Raw genomic sequence first — 24,729 nt, 5'->3', positions numbered from 1 at the left:
CGCCGCCGACGCGGCGGCCACGTCGGGCAGGTCGCGTCGGGCACGTCTCAGCGGCAAGGTCCAACCCACCTGGCCGGCCGACGGAGTGATCAAGCTCGCACCCGCCCCGCCCGCACGGACGCACCGTCCCTGGAAGACTCGGGCCATGAGCGTGGCCACCAGCGCGGCGGGCGCTGCCGCGGACGGCCGCGGCGAGGTCTTCGTCGGGCGCCGTCGCGAGTCCGACCAGCTCGCCGCCTGTGCGGCCAAGGTGCGCGACGGCGAGGCGTGGCTGGCCGTCGTCGAGGGCGAGGCCGGCATCGGCAAGACCGCTCTCGTACGCCAAGTGACAGCCCCGCTCGCGGACTTCACCGTCCTGTGGGCCACCGGCGACCCTTCGGAGACCGACCTTCCCGGCGGTGTCCTCGGCCAGTTGACGCGGCGCGTGGACCGCGATGTGCTGGCCGATTTCCCGCTGCTGGCACCGGTGAGCGCGGTCGGGGTGTCGCCGTACGCCATCGGCGGGCAGTTGCTGCTGCTGCTCGGCGCGCTCCAGGAGTCCCGGGGCCCGGTCGCGATCGTCGTGGATGACGTGCACTGGGCCGATCCGCTCTCCCTCCAGGTGCTGGGATTCGTGCTGCGCCGGCTGTGGGCGGACCGGGTGCTGACCGTACTGCTGGCGAGGTCGGACGCGGAGCGCACCGCCGAGACCCTCGACCGGCTGGTCCGGTCCCTGGACCGGGCGATGCGGGTGGAGGTCGGCGGACTCGACGCGGCCGACGTGGAGTCGATGGTCCGGCGGCTGCTCGACGCGCCTGCGGCGCCCGGCCTGGTCCGGCGCCTGCACGACTACACCAAGGGCCATCCCCTCTATCTCCGTACGGTCCTGGCGGAGGTGCCGGCCCACACGCTGCGGGACGAGGCGGCCGAGCGGTGGCCGGTCCCCCGCACGCTCCGGGTGGGGATCAGGACGCTGCTCGACCGGCTCCCGCCCGATTCCGTCGCCCTCCTGGAGGCGATGGCGGTGCTGGACGCCCGGCTTCCCCTGACGACCGTCGCGCGGGTCGCCGCGCTCCCGGACCCGGCCCGGGCCCTCGGACCGGCGCTGGCCGCCGGGCTGGCGCAGTGGTGGCCGACCGAATCCCAGAGCCCCGTCGCCATGCCGCACGCCCTGCAACGGGACGCGGTCTACGAGGCGATCGACCCCGTACACCGCCGCACCCTCCACGCCGCCGCCGCCGAGGTGGCCGGGACGGCCGCGGCCTGGGCGCACCGGGTCGCCGCGGCCACGTCCGCCGATCCGGGCCTGGCCGCCGAACTGGAGCGGTCCGCGCGGGCCGAGGCGGTCATCGGCCGCAACGCCCTGGCGGCCACGCGGCTGCTGTGGGCCTCGTCGCTGTCCGACGAGCGCGCGGACCGCGAACGGCGCCTGATGACGGCCTGCGCCCAGTCGCTGCTCACTCTTCAGCCGGTGGCGGCCGCGAAGCTCAGGACGCAGGTCGAGGAGTGCGCGCCCGGCACCCTGCGCGCTTGCGTCCTCGGCGTCATGGACCTGCTCGACGGCCGGTTCGCCGCGGCCGAGGAGCGGCTCACCGAGGCCTGGCACCAGGCGCTCGCCGACCCGGACGCGAGCTGGGTCGCGCTCCTGGCCGGTACGTTTCTGACCGTCATCACCATCCGGCACTGCCGCGGCGCCGAGACGGTGGACATCGCCGGCAAGACGCTGGCCATCGGCGACCTCGATCCCGCCACGTCCGACTTCACCCGCGCGGTGCTGGCCACCGGCCGGATGTGGGACCAGGGGCCCCGCGCCGCGCTGCTCGACGTGGCGCACCTGCCGGCCGAGGCCGCCGAGGCGGCCGACCACCAGCTCTCGACGCTGGCCACGCGCGGAGTCATGCACCTGTTCCTGGGCCGGCTCCCGGCGGCGCGCGCCGACCTGGCCACGGTGGCGCACCGTGACCAGCAGGGCGCCGGGTCGAAACTCAGCCATCTGTCCCTGTCGCTGCTGGCGATCACGGAGTATCTGGCGGGCGACTGGAACGCCGGCGAGTCCGCGACGGACCGGGCACTGGCGATCGCCGCGATCCAGGACCATGTGCTCGGGGACGCGGCCACCTGGTTCGCGGCCGTGTGCGTCGAGGCCGGCCGTGGACAGTGGGACGCCGCCCAGGGCCATGTCGACGCACTGACCCGGATCACCGAGGCGCTGGGGTCGCCGCCGGCGGAGACCGTCTACGCCGGGCTCGCCCGGGCGGTGCTGGCCCAGGCCCGGGCCGACCACGCCGCCGTGCTGAGGTCGCTCGAGCCGCTGACCGAGCGCGTGGCCCACCGCGACGGCCCGCGGATCCGCCCGCGGTTCAAGCCGTTCTGGCTGTGGCAGCAGTCGCTGCTGGTCGAAGCGCTCACCGGGACAGGGCAGTTGGCCGCCGCCGCCGGCGCGCTCGATGATTTCCGGCAGGGCTACGACGGGACGGGTTACCTGGGGGTGGTGCTGGCCCGGCTCAGCGGCCAACTGGCCGAGGCCCAGGGCCGGCCGCGCGACGCGCTGGCGATCTACGCGCGAGCCGTCGCGGAGACGGCGGACGAGGGCGGTGCGACGGCTCCGCTGTTCCGCGCGATGCTGGAACACAGCTACGGCAGGCTCCTCGTGGCGACCAACTCAGGCTCCCGGCGCGAGGCGGCGCGGTGGTTCAAATCGGCCCACGACCGGTTCGGCGCGCTGCGGGCGACGCCGTTTCTGGAGCGCTGCGACGCGGATCTGGCGGCGATCGGGCTCACCGCCCCGGCGCGGACCGGCAGCCGCGTACTCGCCCTCACCGAGCGGGAGTTGTCGGTGGCGTACCTCATCGCCGGGGGCCGGACGAACCAGGAGGCGGCGGCGGAGCTGTACGTCAGCCAGAAGACCGTGGAATACCACTTGTCGAACATCTACCCGAAGCTGGGCATAGCGTCCCGCCGCCAGTTGGGGGACGCGCTGCGGGCTCAGCGGCCGGAGCCGCGCCGACCGGCGGACTAGCCGGCAACCAGCCGGTTGGCCGGCCGGCGGACTAGGGATCGTCCCCAGGGTCCCCCAGGCGTCCAGGTGTTTACCTGGGCGGGATGGCCGCAAACGCGCCGGCCGGCACCCGTACCCGCCGGGTCCCGCTCACCGGTCGACACGAAGAGCTGCGGGTCCTGACCGACGTGGTGGCGGGCGTCCGCGACGGCATGAGTTCGGCGCTGGTGCTCGGCGGCGAGGCCGGCATCGGCAAGACCAGGCTGCTCGACCACCTCGCCGAGGCGTCGAAGGACCTGCGCGTCGTCCGCGCCGCCGGGGCCGAGTCCGAGGCGCGGCTGGGCTTCGCCGCCCTGCACCGCCTACTGCGGCCGTTCCTCGGCGGCCTCGACGCGCTGCCGGCTCCGCAACGCGCGGCCCTCGCCTCGGCGTTCGGGCTGCTCGCCGCACCGCGGGCCGACCGCTACCTCGTCGGCATGGCGGCCCTGACGCTGCTGTCCGACGCGACCGCGGCGCACCCGCTGCTGTGTCTGGTCGACGATGTGCAGTGGCTCGACCGCGAGTCCCGCGACGCGCTGGCCTTCGTCGGCCGCCGGCTGGGCGCCGAGGCGGTCGGCCTCGTCGTCGCCGGCCGGGACAGGCTCCCGGCCTCCGCTGCGTTCGAAGGGTTCGCCACGCTGCCGGTCCGCGGCCTGACCGACGCCGACGCGCACGAGCTGCTGGGACGGAACGTGCCGGGACGGCTGGATCCGGCGGTGGCCGCGCGGATCGTCGCCGAGACCGGCGGGAATCCCCTGGCGCTGATCGAGACCGCCGACGCGCTCAGCCCGGCCCATCTGGCGGGGACGGCCCCGCTGCTCGAGCCGCTGCCGGTCGGGGCCCGGCTGGAGAACCACTTCGGGAAGCTGGTCCGGGACCTCCCCGCGGAGACCAGGGCCTTCCTGGTGCTGCTGTCGGCGGCGCCGCCGGACGACGCGCCGCTCCTGTGGCGCGCCGCCGGGGAACTCGGCGTCCCCGCCAAGGCCGCTGACGCGGCGATATCGGCGGGCGTGCTCACCCGCGGCCGCCTCGCCGGGTTCCGGCATCCGCTGATCCGGTCGGCCGTCTACGGCGGCGCCGATCCCGCCGAGCGCCGCCGCGTCCACGCCGCGCTCGCCGCGGTCAGCGATCCGGTCCGCAGCCCCGAACGCCGGGCGTGGCACCGCGGCGAGGCGACGATCGGGCTGGACGACGAGGTGGCCGGCGAACTCGACCGGGCGTCCGAACTGGCCAGGGCCCGGGGCGGCTACGCGGAGCAGGCCGCCTTTCTGGCGCGGGCGGCGGAGCTGTCGGGCACCGACCGGGCGGTCCGGCTGGTCGAAGCCGCGCGGGCGCACCTCGTCCTCGGGGACCCGGCCACCGCGCGGGCCATGCTGGAGCGGGCCGAGCCGCTGCTGGTCTCCGGCGACCCGGTCCGCCGGGCCCGGGCGGCGCACACCAGGGCGACGACCGACATCTACTTCGAGCGGATCGGCGGCGTCCTGTCGCGGCTGCTGGCCGCGGCCGGCACGGTCTCGGCCACGGACCCGGCGCTGACCCGGTCGATGCTCATGGAGGGGCTGCTGGCGACGTTGTGCGGCGACCACGCCACGGAGCCGCGCGCGGAGTTCGCGGCGGCGGTGCTGGCGCTGCCGACCCCGAGGCCGACCACGGAGCCGACCCCGGGGCGGGACATGGGGCGGGACATCGGGCCGGCGATGGGACCGGCTCGGCCGACCAGCGTCGATCTCCTCCTGCGCGGCTTCGCCCTGCGGGTGAGCAGCGGCTACCCGGCGGCGGTGCCGGTGCTCCGGGCGGCGCTCGCCGCCATGGGCCGCGACCGCGAGGTGATCGAGCACGGCGTACGCCCCGCGACCCTCGCGCTCTACGCGGCCGAGGAGGTCTGGGACGACGCCGGCGGCGACGAGGCCGCCAGGCTCGTCGAGGCGCACGAACGCCGGATCGGCGCCTTGGGGGCGCTGCGGTCCACGCTGGTGGTCCGGTCCACCTGGGAGCTGCGGGCCGGCCGGTTCGCCGCGGCCACGGCCTGTCTGGACGAGGCGGAGGACCTCGCGGCCGTGGTCGGACAGCCGTCGCCCGGCCTGGCCTTCCGGGTCGAGATGCTGGCGTGGAGCGGCCAGGAGGAACGCGCCAGGGCGGCGGCGGACGTACTGCTCCGCGACCTGGCGACGCGCCACGGCCACGGTGGCCTGGGCGACTGGGCCCGGAACTGCCTGGCCGTGCTGGACCTCGCCCTCGGGCGCTACGCCGAGGCCGCGGCCCACGCGCGGGTGGCCTTCGCCCACGACAGCGCCGGAGCCGTGCCCCGCGTCCTGCCGGACCTGGTCGAAGCCTCGGTGCGCTGCGGCGACCACCGGACGGCGAAGGAGGCGCTGCGACGGCTTGAGGAGCGCGCGCCGCTGGCCGGTACGCCGTGGGCGCTGGGGCTGCTGGCCCGCTGCCGGGCGCTGATGGCCGACGACGACCAGGCCGAGGCGTTCTTCGCGGAGTCCGCGACCCTGCTCGGCCGCACACGGGTGCGAACGGATCTGGCGCGGACCCGGCTGCTCTACGGCGAGTGGCTGCGCCGGCGCCGGCGCCGCGCTGACGCCCGGGTCGAACTGCGCACCGCGCACGAGATGTTCGCGGGGATGGGCGCGGCCGCCTTCGCCGACCGCGCCCGGGTCGAGCTGCTTGCCACCGGCGAGCGCGCCCGGAAGCGGACCGTACGCACCGAGCACGATCTGACCCCGCAGGAGCGGCGGATCGCCGGACTGGCCGTGAGCGGGTCGACCAACGCCGAGATCGCGGCCCGGCTGTTCATCACCCGGTCGACCGTCGAATATCACCTCAACAAGGTGTTCAGGAAGCTGGACATCACCTCTCGGCGGCAGTTGCGCTCCGTGCTGGACGACGAGGGGTGAGTTTTCGCGGGGCGCCGGGACCGGTTCAGCGGCGGCCGAGGAAGTCGAGCAGCAGGGCGGTCAGTTCGTCGGGGTGCTCCTCGTAGATCCAGTGGCCGGAGTCGGGGATGACGACGCCGGTCACGTCCGAGGCGTACCGCTCGGCCTGGTCGCCCTCGGACGCGCCGAGGCTGCCCGAGGCGCCGATGGCGAGGACCGGCATCCGCAGCGGGGTGCGCTGGAAGCGGGCGTCGTCGCGGATGTCCTGGGGGAACACGCGGAACCAGGCCAGGCTCGCCGCCAGATGGGCGGGGTCGCGCAGGTAGTGGGCGAACACCCGGATGTCGGCCGCGCTCACCGCGCCCTTGACGCCCTCGAACCCGCCGATGAAGCCGGCGGTCCAGGCGACCTCGCGACCCTTGATCATGTTCTCCGGCAGGCCGGAGGTCAGGTTGAAGAACCCGAAGTTCCAGACGCCGGGTCCCTTGGCGGTCAGCGAGGGGATCGTGTAGATGCTCGGGTCCGGGATGGGCGCCTCGCTCAGGACGAGCTTGGTGACGGTGGCCGGGTACTGGGCGGCGTACGAGTAGGCGACCATCGTGCCGATGTCGTGGCCGACGATCCGTACGTCCCGGTCCTTGCCGATGGACGCGAGCAGCGCGTGCAACTCGGTGGCCATCGTCTTCTTGTCGTAGCCGGCGGGCGGGGCGTCGCTCTGTCCGGCGCCGGGCAGATCGGGGGCGATGACCGTGTAATGCCGGGCGAGCGCGGGCATGATGCCGTGCCACTCGTACCATGTCTGCGGGTAGCCGTGGATGAGCAGCAGCGTCGGTCCGTGGCCGCCGATGACGTAGTGCAGGCCGATGCCGGCGACGCGGGCTTTGTGCTCGCGGAAACCGGCGGGGAGCTGCTCGCCGGCGGAGGAGGCCGAGGCGGGGGAGGCGGTCGCGGCAGAGGGCGCGGGGGGCGCGGCGGCGGTGATCGTGGTCGCGCCCGCGACGACGGCGACGGCGAGGGCGGCGCCGAGTAGCTTGCGGTTGCGGGGCGGACGGGGGTTCGCGGGCCGGCGGTCTCCGCGGAGGCGGGGCTGACGGTTTCCGGGCCGGCGGTCTCCGGGCAGGGGAAAGCTCACTCGGTGCTCCAGGATCGGTGGGGGGTGACGGACGGTCGGCGGGGCGGACGGCGCCTCGCCGCGACGATCAGAGGGCGTCGGTCATGCCGCCGTCGATGACGAAGTCGGCGCCGGTGATGTTGCCCGAACGCCGGCCGGCCAGGAACACGACCAGGTCGGCCACTTCGGCGGGCAGGGTGAAGCGCCCGGTGACCGCCGCGGCCGCGGCCTGGTCGGCGACGGCGCTCGGGTCGAGGCCCAGGCCGGCCCCCACGGTCGCCGCGACCCCGCCCGCGCCCTTCCACAGCGAGGTCTCTACGGGGCCGGGGCTGACCGAGTTGACGCGTACGCCCTGCGGGCCCACCTGCTTGGACAGCGCTTTGCAGAAGTTGGACAGGGCCGCCTTCGCGGCGCCGTAGTCGATGACCAGCGGGTCGGGAAGCCGGGCGTTGACGGAGGAGACGGTGACGATACGGCCGTCGCCCGTGGCGATCAGGTGCGGCAGGGCGCTGCGGGTGGCCCGGACGGCGGCCATGAGGTTGATGGTCAGCGTCCACTCCCAGTCCGCGTCGGTCGTGGCCAGGAAGCCGTCGACCCGCGGCCGTACCGCGCCGACGTTGTTCACCAGGACGTCGAGCCCGCCGTGCAGGTCGGCCGCCGCGGCGACGAGCGTGCCCGGGCCGTCGGTGGTGGCCAGGTCGACCTCCACGACGGTCAGTGCCGCGCCCCGCTCGACCAGGTCGTCGAGTGCCTCCGTACGCTTCGTCGTCCCGGCGACGACGCGGGCGCCCGCCGCCAGCAGGCCCTCGGTGACCGCCAGGCCGATGCCCCGGCCGGCGCCGGTGACCACGGCGCGCTGACCGGCCAGGCCGTGATCGTCGGCGGGCGCGGTCACTTGGCCGTCTCCAGGCTCTGCCGCCGCAGCCAGCCGAGTGCCGCGTCGGCGACCTCGCGCCAGCCGCCGTCGATCGTCAGCGAGTGCCCGCGGTCCGGGAAGGTCATGAACTCGGTGACGGCCCCGGAGTGCCGGTACTGCGCCAGCGTGGCGCGGGTGACGCTCTCGGGGACGGTGTGGTCCTTGCCGCCGGACATCAGCAGCAGCGGCCCGCGCCCCGGGTTGGCGGTGTCGACCTTCGCCGGCGAGTGCGGGTTGAAGTTGGCGGCGGCGGCCTCGAACAGCGGCTTGCCCGGCGCGGGGATGGTCCACCGCTCGTACAGCGCGTCGGACTCCTGCTCGGTCAGCGCGTTGCCGAACGCGAAGCGGAACTGCTCGGCGGTCAGGGACACGGCGCGGTGCCGGTTCGCCGGGTTCTTGAACACCGGCAGCGTCGAGCGGAGGGCGGAAAGCGGCAGCGGCAGGACCCCCTTGATCTGGGCCGCGTCGATCGCCACGGCGGCCGCGGCCAGGTCCTGGCCGAGCAGCTTCTGGGCGATCATGCCGCCGAAGGAGTGCCCGATGAGGATCGGCAGCGTGTCCATGCCGCGGATGATCGCCGCGTAGTGGTCGACGACGTCGTCGATGCCGTGGTCGGCGATGCTCTCCGGGTTCTGCCGCGCCTCGTCGACGGTGTCGGGATCGCCGGGCCAGCCGGGGGCGGAGGGTTCATAGCCTTCGCCGCGGAAGAGGTCGATCCACGGCTGCCAGGACGCGCTGTGCAGCCAGAGGCCGTGGACGAAGAGGACGGGGGTCGGGCTGGTCATGGGGGCCTTTCGGGGCGGGGGAATCGGGGGTACGGGTTCGGTCGGGGTGAGGGCGAGGCGGCTCGGGTCGGGGCGGGTCAGCTCGGGTCGGTGGGTCGCACCAGCAGGACACCACCCGGCCGGGCCCGTTCGAACCGTGGAAACACCCCAGTCATCGCGCCCCCCGCTCGCCCGCCGCCGCTGGGGACCGGCCGACCGGGCCCGCGCCGCACCCCCAGCCGACCCCCACGGCCGCCCCCACCTGGTGGGCTCGGCGCGGCCCTGGTGTCTTTCTGGCCGTCGGTCATGGGACAGGTCGTCGCACGCGGGTGTTCACGTGGCGTTGACAGGGTGGCCGGGCGGTCTCACCACGGGCGTACCGGTCCGGCCGGGCGTGCCGTAGAAGCCCCGCGCGGGCGCGTCCGCTGCCCGGGATGCCCGCGTTCGGACGTCAGTTCGGACGTCAGGAGATGAGGAGCCGCCGTGCCCAACGTCGACCGCCGGAGGTTCCTCCAGCTCGCCGGAGCCACCGCCACCGCGTCCGTACTGAGCGGCGGCATCGCCAAAGCCGCCGCGATCCCGGCCGCCACCGGGACCGGCACCCTTCAGGACGTCGAGCACGTCGTCGTCCTGATGCAGGAGAACCGCTCCTTCGACCACTACTTCGGCACCCTGCGCGGCGTCCGCGGCTTCGGCGACCCGCGTCCCGCCACCCTCCCCAGCGGCAAATCCGTCTTCCACCAGGCGAACGCCGCCGGGCACGAGACGCCGCCCTTCCGGCCGACCGCCGACAACCTGGGCATGCGGTTCATCCAGGACCTCGACCACAGTTGGTCCGGCACCCACCAGGCGTGGAACGGCGGCAACTACGACCGCTGGATCCCCGCCAAGACCACCACCACGATGGCGTACCTCACCCGCGCGGACATCCCCTTCCACTACGCCCTCGCCGACGCGTTCACCATCTGCGACGCGTACCACTGCTCGATGCTCAGCTCCACCGATCCCAACCGCTACTACCTGTACACCGGCTTCACCGGCAACGACGGCAAGGCCGGCGGCCCGGTGCTGGGCAACGAGGAGGCCGGCTACGGCTGGACCACCTTCCCGGAGATCCTGGAGAAGGCGGGCGTCTCCTGGAAGGTCTACCAGGACACCGGCACCGGCCTCGACGCCGCCGGGAGTTGGGGCTGGACCAGCGACGCCTTCATCGGCAACTACGGCGACAACTCGCTGCTCTACTTCAACCAGTACCGCAGCGCCCAGCCCGGCAGCCCGCTCTACGACAAGGCCCGCACCGGCACCCACGCCAAGAGCGGCGACGGCTACTTCGACCAGCTCAAGGCCGACGTGCTGGCCGGGAAGCTGCCCCAGGTCTCCTGGATCGCCGCCCCCGAGGCCTTCTGCGAACATCCCAACTGGCCCGCCAACTACGGCGCCTGGTACGTCTCCCAGGTGCTCGACGCGCTGACCGCCGACCCCGACGTGTGGAGCCGTACCGCCGTCTTCCTCACCTACGACGAGAACGACGGCTTCTTCGACCACGTGGTGCCGCCCTTCCCGCCCGCCTCCGCCGCCCGCGGCCTGTCCACCGCCGACGTCACCCAGGACCTCTACACCGGCGGCCTGTCCGGATACGCCGCCGGACCGTACGGGCTCGGGCCGCGCGTACCGATGCTGGTCATCTCGCCCTGGAGCACCGGCGGCTGGGTGTGCTCCCAGACCTTCGACCACACCTCGATCGTGCAGTTCATCGAGAAGCGCTTCGGTGTGCGCAACCCGAACGTCTCGCCCTGGCGGCGCGCGGTCTGCGGCGACCTCACCGCCGCCTTCGACTTCACCCGGGGCAACACCGCCGCGCCCACGCTCCCCGGCACCGCCGGCTACGCCCCGCCGAACCACACCAACCCCGGCGACTACGTCCCCACCCCGCCGGCCGCCGGCGCGGTGCCCAAGCAGGAGCCAGGCCTGCGCAACGCCCGCGCCCTCCCCTACAACCTGGCCGCCGACACCAAGCCGGTCAGCGGGCGGACGCAGTTCACCTTCAGCAACCTCGGCGCGGCCGGCGCGGCCTTCCTCGTCACCTCCGCGGTGCGCACGGACGGCCCCTGGCCCTACACGGTCGAAGCGGGCAAGACCCTCACCGACACCTGGGCGCTGCCCGCCGCCGCCGCCCGCTACGACTTCTCGGTCGCCGGGCCGAACGGCTTCCTGCGCCGCGTCGCCGGCACGGCGGGCTCGGTCGGCCCCGAGGTGACCGCCCGGCACGACGCCGTCACCGGCCACGTCACCCTGGTGTTCGGCAACCCCGGCACCGGTTCGGTCACCTTCACCGCCGCCGACGCCTACGCGCCCACCCAGCACTACACGTACACCGTCAAGGCGGGCGGCTCGCAGAGCGTCCCCGGCTGGGGCGTGGCGGCCGGCAACCGCTGGTACGACATCACGGTCACCTCCAGCGCCGACCCCGCATACGTGCGGCGCTTCGCCGGGCATGTGGAGACCGGCGCCGCGAGCACCAGCGACCCGGCCACCGCTACCACCTGACGGGCTGTCCGCTGCCGCTGCCGGCGTTCAGCATTCGGTGCTCAGCGCCAGGCACTGGAGCCGGCCGTGTGCGGGGTGAGGCCCCCGGAGTAGGCGGCGCACAGGCCGCGCCAGCGGGCCGCCTGCTCGGGGGTGGCCCGTCCCCGGAGGTGGGCGAGCTTGAGCAGACTGGCCTCGGCCGCGCTGCCGAGGGCCTGGGCCTCGGCGAAATAGTGCTCGTCCAGCAGGGCCTGGAGCTCGGCGTCGTCGAGGACCGGGTCGACGCGGGCCGCGAGTTGAGCCATCGTCCGATAGGAGCCCTGGAGCAGGAACGGCGGCTCCACGCGGTCGGCCTCCTCCTGCCCGGCCGAGGCCACATAGCAGCGGTTGACGGCCAGTACGGTGCGCTGGATGGTACGCAGTGCGGCCAGGGTGGCCACGATCCGCGCCAGATCCCCGACCGGGCGGGCGAGTTGGTCGGCGCGGGCGGCGGGGTCGCCGTCGGCCAGCGCGACCAGCAGCCGCAACTCGGCCGGATCGCACCCCGCCAGCGGAGCCAGCACCGGATTGGCGGCGAGCGCGTTCTCCAGGAAGGAGAGCGCGAAGAGGTCCTGGCGCGCGGCCGTCACCTCGCCCAGGTTCCACAGGTCGGCGCGGTTGGCGAGCATGTCGGGGACCTGGAAGCGCCGCCCGCTCGCGGCGTAGGGGTTTCCGGCCAGGCAGACGGCGAAGCGGCGGCCGCGTAGGTCGAAGCTGCGCGGCCGGCCGTCGCTGACCGCCTCGATCCGGCGCTGGGCGTCGCACAGCGGGATGAACTTCTCCAGCAGTCCGGCCGAGACGTGCTGGATGTCGTCCAGATGCAGCAGGACGTTGCTGCCGGCCTCCAGGGCGAAGACGATCTTCTCGACCTCGGCCCGGGCGGCGGCGTCCGGGGCCCGGTCGGGGTCGAGTGAGGTGGTGCCGGCGCCGAGGGCGGGGCCGTCGACCCGGACCATGAGCAGACCGAGGCGGTCGGCGACGTATTCGAGCAGCGTGGTCTTGCCGTATCCGGGTGGCGAGAGGAGCAGCAGCAGGCCGCTTCGGTCGGCGGTGCCGCCGGGCGTGCCGAGCTGCTTGGCCAGGTTGTCGCCGATGACCGGGAGGTAGACCTCGTCGATCAACTGGTTGCGGACGAAGCCGGCCAGCGGGCGGGGGCGGTAGGAGTCCAGGCGCAGCCGGGCGCGTTCGGCGGTCAGCACGTCCGTCCGCCGCCGCTGGAAGGCGCGGAAGGCCGGGGCCCGCTTCTCCCTGAAGTCCCTTGCCCGCTGCGGAAGTCGGTCGACGCGGACGGTGAGCCGGCCGGCGCGCACCCGGGGGTGGGTGCCGAGCAGGCCCTCGACGGTCTCGCTGAGCGGCGCCGCGATGTCGTAGCGGGGCAGGGCGGGGGCGCAGAGCTGGCTGACGGCTTCGGGCAGGCCCTCGTCCGCGCCGACCGAGGCCGCGTACGAGCCCAGCCAGGCGGTGGCGAGCTGGTGGCGGGCGGGCAGGTCGTCGGCGAGAGCGGCGAGGTCGGCGGCGAGCCGGGCGGCGGCGGAGGTGCGCCGGAAGGCGTCGAGCAGGCTTCGGGAGGCGGCGCTGGTGGCGAAGCCCTCGTCGGGGTGGGCGAGCTCCTCGACCAGGTATGCGCCGGCCGGCGGGGTCGCGGGCAGGCCGTTGGCGTGGGTGAACTCGGCGACGGCGGCGGACAGTTCGGCGGCGAGGGCGGTCAGGGCGGTGAGCGGTCCGGGGGCGGACGGTTCGGGGGTGGATGGTGCTGGGGTGGGCTGGTCGGTCGGCTCGGCGGCTGGACCGGCAGCCGGGGCGAAGGCCCCGCGGGCCAGGGTGAGGGAGCCGGCCCGGCGTTGCCAGGCGGCGCGCCGGCCCTCACCCGCCCCGTACGCCCAGAAGAGCTGCGCCGCCGCCCGTACCTCGGCGGGGTGCGCCAACAGGCCCGCGCCGGCCCGCAGTCGGAGCAGCGCGTCGAGGATGAGGGCCGCGTCGTGATCGTGGACGCCCCGCTCGTACCCCTCGTCGTACGCCCGCTCCGCCAGCCGGCGGACCTGGACCAGCGGCGGCTCGCCGGTGGCCGTCGCCAGCAGGCCGCCGGCCAGGTACTCCGCGCGGTAGAGCGCGGGAGACTCGCTGATCAGCGGCTGGTGCCAGAATTCGCGGCCGGCCAGCAGCTCGGGGACGCGGGCGGCGCGCCGGTAGGCCGTCCCGGTGATCGAGAAGACCAGTTCGTCGCCGTCCGGCTGGAGGGTGAGCTCGACCGGTTCGCGGCGGACGGCGAAGCGGTGGCGGCCGAAGCGGACGGTCGCGCCGCCGTCGGAGGAGAGGTCCGCCCGGTCGCGCAGGACACGTAGGGCCGTCCGTCCGGCGCCTGCCAGGCTGTCGGTAAGCTCCTGGGCCCGTACCTGGTCGTCCAGCGTGCGCAACTCGGCGGCGGCGGACCGGACCCGCAGCGCCATGGGATCGGTGGCCAGCGCGGCGTTGACGTCCTCCGCCGAGCCGAGGCCGGAGAGCCGGCGACGCAGCGCCTCCAGTGCGCGCAGCGCGGCGGCGGCGAGGCGGTCGGCCCGGGCGGCGGACTCGTCCAGCAACGCCTGCCTGCGGACGGCGAAGGCCTGTCGCACCTCCTCGCGGCGTACGGCCAGGTCGGCGGCGAGGTCCTCGGCCTCGGCGAAGCGGGCCTCCAGGCCGTCGAACCGCAGCAGCAGCCCGGCCAGTTGGTCATCACAGCCGGCCGGGCTGTCGGCGGCGGCCAGGGCGGCGGTCGTCGCCTGCGCCAGGAGCGCGGACTCGGCGGCGTGGGCGGCGCGGTGCTCACTGTCGAGCAGGGCGCGGCGGCGGGTCTCCAGGACGGCGCGGGCCCGGTTGGCGGCGGCCAGCACCTCGCCGATGGCGAGCAGCACCGCGGTGCCCGCGCTCGGATCGGCGGTCACGGCGCCGGTGACGAGGTCGGTGACCAGGGCCAGGGAGTCGGCCTGCCCGGCGAGGCGGTCGGCCAGCCGGGCGGCTTCGGCGGCGGTGGCGGTCTCGGCGGCCGCGTCGGCCGCCGAACGGGCGGCGGCCAGCGGCGCGGCGAAGGCGTCGGGACCGGCGAAGTACGCGAAGGCCCGCTCGGTGGCCGCCGCCAGCTCGGCGGACAGCCCCGCCTCGACGGAGTCGAGGGCGGCGAGGTCGAGGCGGGGCAGCTCGCGCAGCAGGCGAGTGCGGCCCTGCGCGCGGCGCAGGTCGGCCAGCAGGGCGGTCCAGGTGTCGGCGTCGGTGGGGGGCTCGCCGTGCGACCGGCGGATCAGCGCGGCGGCCTCCGCCGCCGTCCGGCTGAGCGCCTCGGCGGCGCGGGCCGCGAGGAGGTCCATCCGGGCCTGTTCGGCGGCGAGTTGTTCCGCCGCGGCGCGCAGCTCGGTGAGCGGTTCGAGCAGGCCGGCCTCGTCGAGCCAGTAGTGGCGGTCGCCGAGTTTGGCGCAGCCGTCCAGGATCAGGGTGGGCAGGGCGGCTGTGAGGTTCGGGCCGGCGGCCGGGTCGGCAGCCGGGTTCCCTAGGGAGGTCGCCGCCGGGTCGGGGGTCGCGTCCTGACGACCGGCCGACGGGCCCGAACTCCCCGGCGGACGCGCGGCCGAGGCGTCCGATCGGGCCGAACTCCCGTGCGGGCCGCCGTCCGGGAAGGCCCGAGCGGCCGAACCCGCCTCGCCACTGGCCGTGTTCGTAGTGTGCGCCGTGCTCGCCGCGCCCGCCGCCTTCGCCGTACGGACGAGGTCGAGGCAGTCGGCGATGCCGCGTACCAGGTCGGCGTTGCCGATCCGGGCCAGCGGACCGTCACCGACCGGCTGGGCGGCGGCGTACTCGGCGGACAGGAACGGGGTACGCCAGAGCTGGAGTTCATGGGTGCGGACGGGTTCGCGGTCCGGCTTCAGCAGGGTCAGCGTGCCGTCGGGCAGTACGGCGTAGCCCGCGCCGTGCAGCGCGGCGCCGGCCTCGCGGCGGACGGTGTTCCAGGGCAGCAGCAGGGCTTGGGCGCGGCCGGGGCGGCGCAGGACGTAGAGCAGGTCCTCGCCGTTGGGGGAGGCGAGCACCGCGTCGAAGCGCAGTTCGTCCGCCGGGCCCGTCGGGTACGGCGCTGTCGAGGAGGCCGGGCCCGCGGCGGGCGCCGCCGCTCCCGCCGTATGGTCCGGGCCGACCTCGTCCAGGTGGAACGTCCGGTGGCCGCCGGCCGCCAGCTCGTAGCCGCCGGGGAAGATCAGCCCCTGTTCGGCCGGCAGCAGCCTGGCTCCGCGCCCGAGCGAGTCGTGGCGGCGGACGGTTCCGGTGCGGAGGTTGACGACCAGGAAGCGGTCGACGGGCTCGTTGTAGGGGCGGACCCGGAGCAGGAGCAGCGGCCCGGTCTCGGCGTACGCCACCGCCGCGTCGGCCAGGCTCTGGAGCGGGTCGTCCACCGGTTCCTCGAACAGCGGCCTGCCGCCGGGCAGCGCGCGGACGGTGAGGGCGCCGCCGGTGTTGGCGACCGACACCGTACCCGCCGCGCCCTCGATCCTGATCCGCCCCTGGTCGTGGTGGTCGCGCCCGGCCGTCCGCCACGGCAGCTCGAAGGCCGGGGGCAGGGGGAGGTCGCGTTCGCCGTGGTTGTCCAGGTAAGCGGCGCCGGTCTCGGTCACCTGCCAGCGCAGGACCCGGATGTCCCCGTCGTTCTCGCCGGTACGGAAGACGGCGAGCAGCCGGCCCGCGGGGCTACGTACCAGGTCCACCAGCCGGGAGCCGCGGAAGTAGCGGAGCAGTTCGGCCAGGTCGCGATGGAACCGCTCGTCGTCCAGCAGGCCGGGGACGGCGGCTTCCGGCAGCGGCGTACCGTCCGGGCCGTGCAGGGAGAGGAGGCCTTCGGCCAGGCTCGGGGCGGACGTCCCCAGCAGCAGGACGTCCGTCCTGACGACCACGACACCGCAGGCGGTGGCGGCGCCCTGGGTACGCGGCCGGACCGCCCCGGTCAGCTCCAGCGGGCGCGACCCGAAGACCTCCTGCCGCCGAACGTTCAGCTCAGCGGCCCGCCGCCCCAACTCACCGGCTCGCTCCGCGAGACGCCCGCGCAGGATCTGGTAGGTGCCGTCCTCGACGCCCATGGCTCGGGTGCTCCTTGCTCTTTGTGGTGACCGCTGGGGGGTGGGTGGGTGCTCGGGGCGCCGGGGCGCGGCCCCCGGGGCCCGGGATGGGCCTCCGGGTTTGCGGCCCCGGGCCCGGGGCGGGGTCCTTTCAGGGCCCGGTTGACCCGCCGGCTCCTGGCCGCGGCGCTACGCGGGCGGCTGCCGCTTGCCGTTGCTGTTGCCGTTGCCGTTGACCAGGGCCGCCGGGTCGGCGGGGATCCCCTCGGCCGGTCCCGTGCCGGCCAGCAGTTTCATCAGCATCGCGAGGTTCCACGGACCGCCGGCCGCCAAGCTGCCAAGCACCTCCGTCGCGTCCGCGCCGAAGCTCCGTTCCCCGTCGAGCCAGTCCGCCCCCAGGGTCCGTACCGTCTCCGAACTCCGTACCGCCGCGTCAAGGCCCTTGCCGAAGGACACCGCACCGACCAACCGGTCCAGGAACATGCTCTCGCCGCCGACGATGTCGATGTCCGCACTCTCAAGTCCGGCCGCCAGTACCGTCGCCTGCGCCTCGGCCACCTTCTGCTGTACGTCCAGCGCGGCGAGCCGTACCTCCTTGTCCGCGGCCAGCCGCAGCCGGAACTCCTCGTGCGTCCGCGACACCTCGTCCAGCGCCGCCATCGCCGCCGCCTTCTCCTTGAGCCCCACCGCCTCGCCCAGCAGCCGCTCCCTGATACCGGCCGCCTCCGCCCTGGCCTTGCTCTCGGCCACGGCCGCCTCGGCCAGGCCCACCTTCTCGATGGCGATCGCCTTCTGCTTCAGCCCCTCGGCCTCGCCCTCCAACCGGGCCCGTATGCCGGCCGCCTCGGCCGCCGCCTGGCGCTCCGACACCTCGGCCTGCGCCAGCCCCGCCGCGCCCGCCCTGGCCCGCTCGCCCTGCGCCATGAGCGTCGCGGCCGCCGCGTCGAGCTCCGCGCTCTTCTGCGCGGCCTCGGCCAGCACCAGTTGCTCCCGCGCCCGGAAGTGCGCGGACTGCTCGCCGGCCTCGGCTCCCTTGATGTCCTTGACGAGCTGTTCCTGCGCCTCCGCCTCGGCGGCGATGATCACCGCCTGCCGGGTGCGCTCGGCCTCCTGCACGACCCGGACCCGCTTGATCTCCTCCTCCTGCTCCGCGACCGTCCGCTCCACGGCGACCCGCTCCCGTACCACCTCCGCGACGCCGCGCCGCTCCACCTCCACCTGCTTCGCCATCTCCGCGCGGGACAGCTCGACCTCGCGCTCCCGGTTGACGACCTCCAACAGCCGGTCCTTCTCGATGCGCTCGCTCTCCACCGAGATGACCCGCTCGCGGTTCTTGCCGGCGACGGCGATCTCCCGCTGCTGGTTCTCCCGCTGCACGCCGAGCAGTTCCTCGGTGCGCAGCAGCGCACTGTGCGCCTTCAGCCGCTCCTCTTCCTGCACCTGCGCCGTGGCCGCCTCCTCCTGGGCCCGCAGCGTCTCGATCCCCTTGCGCTGCCGGATCTCCGCCTCCGCCCGGCGGCGCTCCAACTCCAGTACGGCCTCGCGGGCGTCGACGTCCTGCCGGGTGATCTCCATCTGCTCGTTGCGCTGGAAGTCGTTGGTCTTGATGTGTTCGAGCGCGGTCAGTTCGGTGATCTTGCGGATGCCCTGCGCGTCCAGGACGTTGGCCGGGTCGAGCTGCGCCATCGGGGTCTGTTCGAGGTGGTCGATCGCGGCGTCCTCGAGGTGATAACCGTTCAGGTCGGTACCGATGGCCGCGATGATGCGGTCCCTGAACTCCTCGCGCTTGGTGTAGAGGTCGATGAAGTCGAGCTGCTTGCCGACCGTCCGCAGCGCCTCCGCGAACTTCGCGCTGAAGAGGGTTTGCAGGGTCTCCTGGTGGCTGGCCCGGTCCGTGCCGATCGCCTGCGCGACCTTGATGACGTCCTCGACCGTCTTGTTGACCCGGACGAAGAAGGTGATCTGGATGTCGGCGCGGATGTTGTCCTGGCAGATCATGCCCTCGCGGCCGGTGCGGGAGATCTCGATGGTCTTCACCGAGATGTCCATCACCTCCGCCCGGTGCAGCATCGGGACGACCAGCGCGCCGGTGAAGGTCACGTCGACGGTCTTGGGCCTGGAGATGATCAGGGCCTCGCCCTGGACCACTTTGCGGAACAGCCTGCCGAAGAGCAGCAGGGCGCCCAGGCCGATGAGCAGGAGGACGGCGATGAGCACGCCGATTCCGATGGTGACGACAGACATGGCTGTTCCCTTGGACGGGCTTGCTGAGGATGGGTGAGGGGTTGTGAGGTGACCGGTTGGGGGCTGGCCGCTGGCTGACGGCGGGGTGGCCGGGCGGCGGCTGGCGGCTGGCGGCTGGCGGCTGGCTGACGGCGGGGTGGCCGGGCGGCGGCTGGCGGCTGGGCGGTGTCGCGGCGTCACCGGGGTGCGGGTCCGAGTGCGGGCCGGGGGCACGGGCGGGGTTCCGCCGCGGCCTCAGCCGGGGTGCGGGTCCGGCTGCGGGTCCGGGTCCGGATACCGACCGGGCTACAGGCGGGGTTCGGCCGCGCCGTCAGCCGGGGTGCGGGTCCGAATACAGGCCGGGGTACAGGTCCGGGTACAGATCGGGCATGACCCGGAAGAACTCGCCCTCGGGGTCGTAGTCGTAGATGAGGGCGGCGGCGCCCGACCTCAGCCCGCCGCCCGGCCCGGCCGCTTCGTCGAGGCTCTGCCGCACCTGTACGAGGGCTGACGAGCCATCAACGGCGTGGACCTCGGCCTGCCCGAAGTCGGGCCCGACGCGGCCGGTGCGGATGACGCAGGTCCGGCCGACGAAGTCGCGCCGCGAGGGCGGCGGGGCGGGCGCGGGCATGAGGCGGCGCAGCGGCCACACCAGGATCCGGGCCCCGGCCCATCCCCCGACGAGGGCGACGCCCAGCACGACCCCGCCACGGGCGCCGCCGTCCCCACCACTTCCGCCGCCGCCGAGCACGACCCGCCCGGCGAGAGCGCTGAACCAGCCGAAGGCGATGAGCAACGAGACCGCCACGGTAACCGGCACTCCCCCGAGCCCCAGCACCTTCTGCATACCCCCGCGCCCGCGCCCCCCGCGGCCCCGCCCGCGCCCGCGAACCGGCCCGCTGTGGCCCTGACCACCGTGAGCCCGACCACCCAGGTGCCCCCGACCGCCACTCCCGTGAGCGTGGCCCTGACCGCCGCCCCCATGGGGGGCGTGCCCACCCCCGGCACCGCGGCCTCCGCCGCCGTGGGCGTGCCCACCTCCGTGAAGGTGCACACCGCCTACGAGCACCACCACCCAGTACGCCACGACGACGCCCAACGCAAAGGTGAACAGCACCGTGGGGAACCTGCTGACGGCCCCCAAAAAATCATCCACCGCTATCCCCCGCCTCGCCGAATCTCCCCCGACCACCCCTCCGGCCGCCGGCCCAGCGTGGCACCACGAACACCCCCCACACACTGCTCGATCCCGGCAGTCTCACCCCCCTCTTAACGTCCCGATTCCCCCCTCCCGGCGCCCCAGTTCACCCCTGATGGGGGGCGGTCCCCGCAGCCGCGAGGAGCAGGCCACCGGCTATGGCAGCGTGTTCACCCTGTGGGGTCCGTCCCCGCAGGCGCGGGGAGTTGCGGGTGCTGCTACCACCCGGATACGGCAGCCGGCGGGTGGTGCTGTACTGCTGCGGCTGTCAGGCCGCCGTGACGCCGACGCACACCAGCACGATCTGCACGACCAGCACCGCGCACCCGGCCAAGGCCCGCCGGTCGTGCGGGGTGAGGTCGCCTCTCCGGCAGTGCGGGACTTCCCCCAAAAGTGGCAGGGCCCGCCATGCGGCTCCCGCCGCCAGGAGCAGGCAGCACGCCGCCGCTCCGGCCAGGCACGTCACTATCCGCAGCACCCCGGGCGGAACGTAAGTGAGGTCCACCCAGTCGAACGCGGCGGGTATCAGGGCCGCGATCGCCCCGCCCAGCAAACCGACATGCGGATGGTCGCGGGCCAAGCGCACGGAATCATCGACCTCTTCGTCGCGCCTGGTCGGCCGCTCGTACGGATAGCAGTCCGGACAGCGGGAGTCGGTCCCGCACTGGACACACAGAACCAGTACCGCACCGCAGTCCTCGCACGGGTCGCCAACCGCCTGCCGTGGCTTGCTCGGGCGCAGCGCCCGTACGACATCCCGCGCGCTCACAGCGGCACCCGGGTGCCGTCGTCGGCGCAGACCGCCCAGACCACTTTCCCGGGGCCGTTCCGGTCGCCAACACCCCAGTGCCCGCCGGTCAGCGTGTCCACCATGCCTAATCCGCGGCCCGACTCCTCCTCCGCGGACGCCTCCCGGCACTCGGGCTTGTGGTCGCTCGTGTCGTGCACCTCGATGCGCACCCCGCACGGCAGCCGCTCGAACCGCGTAGCGATCAGGTTCCCGTACGGCGGGTGCGCGTGCGTAACCGCGTTGGTGATCAACTCACTCAGGATCAATTGGGCGTCATCCCCGAGGTGCGCCAGCTCCCAGGCGTCGAGGTACTGCGCCAGGAACTGACGCGCCCTGCCCACCGAAATAGGCGCCGGCGGCCACATCTTCTCGACAACGGACGGACATTCCCCGGCCGGAACCGCCGGCACAGGCAGGGTCATGACGAGACCCCCGGGCATGCGAACAGGTGGCGGTTACGCTCGTACATGTCTGCGCTCCCTTGAAGCGTGGTCCATGCCCCCGGGCCGGTCGCACGGTCGCGGGGGTCTGTCTTGCTCTAGGCAACCGGTCCGCTACACACAGCGGTACCGTTGAGACGCAGGGCGCTACTAAGAGCGCTAAGCGCGGGGAGTGGGAGCGGGGCACGCACGTGGGCGACCGACAGCCGAACGAGGGTCTGAGGCGACTGCACGCCGCTACGGGTTGGACGCTGCGGCAATTCGCCCAAGAGGTCAACAAGATCGCCACCGAGCGAGGCAAGCCAACCCGTTACCAAAGCCCGTCGGCACACCAGTGGCTGGACGGGCACCTGCCCAGAGAAGAGGTACGCCCCCTCATCCTCGAAGCGCTCGCCCGCCGTCTCAAGCGTCCGGTGACCCACGCTGAGGCTGGCTTCCCCGTTCCCGCCCACGCGGGAAAGGACGTCAGCACAGTTGAGGGCTTACTAGACCTGGGCCGACAGGACATGGACCCTTCACGCCGCAGCGTCATAGGAGCAGGCGCAAAGCTCTTCTCGGTGGCTCTGGCCATTCCCGGATGGCAAGACGTCGTAGGACGTATGGAATCGATCCAGACCGGGCGCATGCAGCGTATCGGAATGCCGGAGGTCGATTCCGTTATCGCCATGACGGAGCGACTTTCCGACCTAGACGATCAATTCGGCGGGCGATACGCACGGCCGATGGCCGCCGCTTTTTTGGTGAACATCGTCGCCCCTTATATGAGCGCAGACGCTCCGAACGAGGTACGCAGGGCGATGATGTCCGCCGCATCCTTCCTGTGCTACCTCACGGGCTGGATGGCGGTAGATGAAGGATCACACGGCACCGCGCAACGCTATTACGTAAAGGGGCTGGAGCTTGCTGGCGCGAGCGGCGACCACTTGACGTACTGCCACATTCTCCGTGGAATGTCGGTGCAGTCGGTCGACCTGGGCCATGGCCCGACGGCGGTGAACTGGGCGAATGCCGCAAGCGAGGCATCCCCCACTACTGGCCCTAGAATGATAGCTTTCATGGCAGGACAACAGGCGCACTCCTACGCCATTGCAGGGGAGCGTGCTAACGCTCTGCGGAGCATCCAGCAGACCGAAAGCGCCATGAGTAAGGCCGAGAGCCAGGCGCAGACATTCGGAGGCTACAGTCCGGCCACACTGGCGTATCACACCGCTCAAGTCAGGCACGCACTGGGTGACGTAGCGGGGAGCGTCGAATCTCTACAACTGCACTTCCGATTGCGGGAGCCCAGCAATGAGTCCCATCGGAGCGGGATGCGGTTCACTTCTATGTTGGCGGAGCGTCAACTAGCAATAGGCCACCTGGATGCCGCATGCAAAACATGGGGTACGGTCCTGGACGATTACCCTGGAATTCAATCCGGTCAAGTCGACAAGCATGTTTCTGAGATGTTCCGACTGATCCGCCCGCACCTCAAGAACGCAGCGGCGCGGGATCTCCACGAACGGGCACGGCTGGTCGCACCGACGCTTGCCGCCTGATCGCTTCCGGCGTGGCGCAATCTTGCGGTTTCCCGCACCTACTTCGCAAGCTTGTGCATGTGCGCCACGGACCGGATAGCGCGGTCGGACCGCCACCACACCAGGGCGTCAAAATCATCGGGGCGCGCGAGCCACCTGCCCAACTCCGGTTGGTCGAACGGGCTCGTCTTGGACGCTCACGTCCAGGTCCGCCGCTTCCCGAAACTGTTCGCCCGCGCCGAAGTCGATGTTGAGCGACGCTGCTGCCCGGTCGTCGGCCTCGCGCTGCCGCTCGGGACTGGTGATCTCATCCGTCAGCACGGACAGCCGGATGCGCCGGAGTCCGCGCAGCCGGTTCGCGCGCGTATCCCTCCCGGCACCCCGCCGGCCCGCGTCTTCTCCATGCCTTCGGTGCGGGAACCTTCGCGCCGCGTGCTGCCATGCCCCAGCACTCCACAACGGTAACTCCGGTGTGTTCAGAGATACGGGGAGCAGCTCGCGATGTCGCCGGAGCCGATGACGTCCTTGGGTCCATCCCCGCGGGTGCGGGGAGCAGTGCGGTGGCTCAGGTGGGGGCGGGGGCGGAGGATGGGGGGTATGCGATACGCGGGATCGTCGAGTTGGCAGATAACGATCGGGGCTCCCTGGCGGCTCCTGGTGGGCCTCTTCGTACGGGACGCCGCCGGTTTGAGCCCGGTGACCGGGATCGATGTGCCGTCCCTTGTGCCGGCCGTCGAGGTGCGGGCGGGGCTGGCGCCATGGGCGGTGGGTGAGGCGGCCGGGCAGTGGGCGCGGTGGTGGGAGGGGGAGTTGGGGCGGCGGGAAGGGTTGGCGCGCGGATTCTCGCTATCGGATGGCGGGTTCGGCGCTGGGCCGGAGCTTGACGCGCTCATGCGCGAGTGTTTCGACGACGCCGTGCGGTGGGGTTCGGCCCGGCGCCGAGAAGAGGTCGAAGCCGTGACGCGGCGCGGATCCGTCAACTCCGAGGCGGAGTTGGTTCGGACGGTCGAGGCGGAGATCGGACGTACCGTCCGTCCGTTCGAGCTCGACGTGACGGAGCTGCCGGTCGCCGGTGCGTACGGTCGGCGGGTCTCCTCCGGGCATGTGGTGGTGAGCCGGGCGCTGCGGGCGGACGCGTCGGCTTATCAGCGGTGGCTGCTGCCGGTGATCCGCGAACTGGCGTAAGCCGCCAGGATGTTGCTGCCCCTTGAGCACCACCCGTCACGGCGGCATGCTGGGGGACGCCGCGGGTGCGGCTGGCAGGGACTCGAGCGGTGAGCGAAAGGGCAACGACGATGACTTCGTCCTCCTCCACCTTTGACTCCACCTTTGACCGGTCAGAACGGTCAGAACGATCCGAGCGGTCCGACCGTTTCAACAGCCTTGACCGGCGCACGCTGCTGCGCGGCGCCTTGGCCGCGGGCGCCGGGGTGGCGCTGGGGCCGGCGCTGTTCGCCGGGTCGGCGTACGCGTACTCCTGGTCGCGGACCCTCACGCAGGGGATGACCGGCGCCGACGTCACCGAATTGCAGATCCGGGTGGCCGGTTGGGCCACCAGCAGCGCCGGGCACACACGGGTGGCCGTCGACGGGGACTTCGGTCCCGGCACCGCGACCGCAGTCCGCCTCTTCCAGTCCGCCTACGGTCTGGCGTCCGACGCCGTCGTCGGGCCCGGTACCCAGGCTCAGCTCAACGCCCTGGAGCAGTCGGACGGCTCCACCGCGCACTTCGACTTCAGCGAGTTCACCGACCGGGTGAGCGGCACCTTCGCCGGCGGCAAGGTCAGCGCGGCCGCCGCCAAGGAGAACGCCCGCCGCACGATGTACAAGCTCGAAGCGCTCCGCAAGAAGCTCGGCAACGTCCCGATCACCGTCAACTCCGGCTTCCGCAGCATCGCGCACAACGCCTCGGTCGGCGGTGCCAGCGACAGCATGCACCTGTACGGCAACGCCGCCGACCTCGATGTCCCCGGCGTGGCCAACAAAACCGTCTACACGAAGGCTGAGACCTGCGGCTTCTCCGGCCTGGAGACCTACACCGAGGACCACCAGCACGTCGACAGCCGGGCGGACCTCGGCCGCGCCTGGTGGTGGGAGAACGGCACCATCTGACGCGGACGCGGACGCGGACGCGGACGCGCGGCCCGCGGACCGCACACCGCGGGCCGCGGGCCCGCGCCGCGCCGGGCACCACAAGTGCCCGCGACCCGGCGCCACCCCGGCCCCGGCCGGACCC

The 24,729-nt window shown here is 73.3% G+C and carries 14 protein-coding genes and 1 pseudogene; 6 read left to right on the top strand and 9 right to left on the bottom strand.

Translation table 11 applies throughout. The features are described from left to right. Positions 1-145: 145 nt before the first annotated feature. Positions 146-2,998, top strand: coding sequence for an AAA family ATPase (locus OG519_RS18345; RefSeq protein WP_405584879.1), 2,853 nt, complete (start codon positions 146-148; stop codon positions 2,996-2,998). Between the two features lie 83 nt (positions 2,999-3,081). Next, entirely contained in the window at positions 3,082-5,919 is a 2,838-nt protein-coding gene (locus OG519_RS18340; RefSeq protein ID WP_405584877.1) for an AAA family ATPase, read from the top strand. Positions 5,920-5,944: 25 nt separating this feature from the next. On the opposite strand, the gene OG519_RS18335 is transcribed toward OG519_RS18340, so the two are convergent. From OG519_RS18335 to OG519_RS18325, 3 genes are all read right to left on the bottom strand, one after another. Further along, positions 5,945-7,030 (bottom strand): alpha/beta fold hydrolase, encoded by a 1,086-nt coding sequence (locus OG519_RS18335; RefSeq protein ID WP_405584874.1) that lies wholly within the window; start codon positions 7,028-7,030, stop codon positions 5,945-5,947. Between the two features lie 67 nt (positions 7,031-7,097). Continuing rightward, complete coding sequence (locus OG519_RS18330) at positions 7,098-7,904, bottom strand: SDR family NAD(P)-dependent oxidoreductase (RefSeq protein WP_405584871.1); 807 nt, start codon at positions 7,902-7,904, stop codon at positions 7,098-7,100. Beyond that, positions 7,901-8,710, bottom strand: coding sequence for an alpha/beta hydrolase (locus tag OG519_RS18325; protein ID WP_405584868.1), 810 nt, complete (start codon positions 8,708-8,710; stop codon positions 7,901-7,903). The genes OG519_RS18330 and OG519_RS18325 overlap by 4 nt, the downstream gene beginning before the upstream one ends. Positions 8,711-9,172: 462 nt before the next feature. Between OG519_RS18325 and OG519_RS18320 the strand changes: the two genes are divergently transcribed. Beyond that, positions 9,173-11,236, top strand: coding sequence for a phosphocholine-specific phospholipase C (locus OG519_RS18320; protein WP_405584865.1), 2,064 nt, complete (start codon positions 9,173-9,175; stop codon positions 11,234-11,236). 41 nt (positions 11,237-11,277) lie between these two features. On the opposite strand, the gene OG519_RS18315 is transcribed toward OG519_RS18320, so the two are convergent. The 5 genes from OG519_RS18315 to OG519_RS18295 all read right to left on the bottom strand — a co-directional run bounded on the left by OG519_RS18315 (position 11,278) and on the right by OG519_RS18295 (position 20,902). Beyond that, on the bottom strand, positions 11,278-16,347 hold the full coding sequence (locus OG519_RS18315; protein WP_405584862.1) for a DNA repair ATPase: 5,070 nt from the start codon (positions 16,345-16,347) through the stop codon (positions 11,278-11,280). 168 nt (positions 16,348-16,515) lie between these two features. Further along, positions 16,516-18,570 (bottom strand): SPFH domain-containing protein, encoded by a 2,055-nt coding sequence (locus tag OG519_RS18310; protein WP_405584859.1) that lies wholly within the window; start codon positions 18,568-18,570, stop codon positions 16,516-16,518. Between the two features lie 310 nt (positions 18,571-18,880). Further along, the gene (locus tag OG519_RS18305; protein WP_405584856.1) at positions 18,881-19,357 is read right to left on the bottom strand and encodes a hypothetical protein; all 477 of its coding nucleotides are present in this window, start codon (positions 19,355-19,357) and stop codon (positions 18,881-18,883) included. A 658-nt stretch (positions 19,358-20,015) separates the two neighbouring features. After that, entirely contained in the window at positions 20,016-20,516 is a 501-nt protein-coding gene (locus OG519_RS18300) for a hypothetical protein (RefSeq protein ID WP_405584854.1), read from the bottom strand. Continuing rightward, positions 20,513-20,902: an ATP-binding protein gene (locus OG519_RS18295; RefSeq protein WP_405592812.1), complete on the bottom strand. Its 390-nt coding sequence runs from the start codon at positions 20,900-20,902 to the stop codon at positions 20,513-20,515. The genes OG519_RS18300 and OG519_RS18295 overlap by 4 nt, the downstream gene beginning before the upstream one ends. Before the next feature lie 266 nt (positions 20,903-21,168). Between OG519_RS18295 and OG519_RS18290 the strand changes: the two genes are divergently transcribed. Continuing rightward, a complete protein-coding gene (locus OG519_RS18290; RefSeq protein ID WP_405584851.1) occupies positions 21,169-22,515 on the top strand; it encodes a tetratricopeptide repeat protein in 1,347 nt (448 codons plus the stop codon). A 41-nt stretch (positions 22,516-22,556) separates the two neighbouring features. On the opposite strand, the pseudogene OG519_RS18285 reads toward OG519_RS18290, so the two are convergent. Next, a pseudogene (locus tag OG519_RS18285) lies at positions 22,557-22,845 on the bottom strand (recombinase family protein); the annotation flags it as partial. Between the two features lie 246 nt (positions 22,846-23,091). Between OG519_RS18285 and OG519_RS18280 the strand changes: the two are divergent. Together OG519_RS18280 and OG519_RS18275 are read left to right on the top strand one after the other, a co-directional pair. After that, positions 23,092-23,679 carry a hypothetical protein gene (locus OG519_RS18280; protein ID WP_405584848.1) on the top strand — a complete coding sequence of 196 codons (588 nt, stop codon included), beginning with the start codon at positions 23,092-23,094 and terminating at the stop codon, positions 23,677-23,679. Between the two features lie 89 nt (positions 23,680-23,768). Continuing rightward, positions 23,769-24,605 (top strand): D-Ala-D-Ala carboxypeptidase family metallohydrolase, encoded by an 837-nt coding sequence (locus tag OG519_RS18275; protein WP_405584846.1) that lies wholly within the window; start codon positions 23,769-23,771, stop codon positions 24,603-24,605. Positions 24,606-24,729: the final 124 nt, after the last annotated feature.

Origin of the sequence: Streptomyces sp. NBC_01190, assembly GCF_045039895.1 — a bacterium.
Classification (GTDB): domain Bacteria; phylum Actinomycetota; class Actinomycetes; order Streptomycetales; family Streptomycetaceae; genus Actinacidiphila.
The sequence above is the reverse complement of the archived record's forward strand: the minus strand, read 5'-3'. Positions and strand labels throughout refer to the sequence as shown.

Excerpts from the sequence above, each read along its gene's own strand:
- OG519_RS18345 (WP_405584879.1), top strand. The coding sequence starts at position 146 with ATGAGCGTGGCCACCAGCGCGGCGGGCGCTGCCGCGGACGGCCGCGGC.
- OG519_RS18340 (WP_405584877.1), top strand. The coding sequence starts at position 3,082 with ATGGCCGCAAACGCGCCGGCCGGCACCCGTACCCGCCGGGTCCCGCTC.
- OG519_RS18325 (WP_405584868.1), bottom strand. The coding sequence starts at position 8,710 with ATGACCAGCCCGACCCCCGTCCTCTTCGTCCACGGCCTCTGGCTGCAC.
- OG519_RS18315 (WP_405584862.1), bottom strand. The coding sequence starts at position 16,347 with ATGGGCGTCGAGGACGGCACCTACCAGATCCTGCGCGGGCGTCTCGCG.
- OG519_RS18310 (WP_405584859.1), bottom strand. The coding sequence starts at position 18,570 with ATGTCTGTCGTCACCATCGGAATCGGCGTGCTCATCGCCGTCCTCCTG.
- OG519_RS18295 (WP_405592812.1), bottom strand. The coding sequence starts at position 20,902 with ATGTGGCCGCCGGCGCCTATTTCGGTGGGCAGGGCGCGTCAGTTCCTG.
- OG519_RS18280 (WP_405584848.1), top strand. The coding sequence starts at position 23,092 with ATGCGATACGCGGGATCGTCGAGTTGGCAGATAACGATCGGGGCTCCC.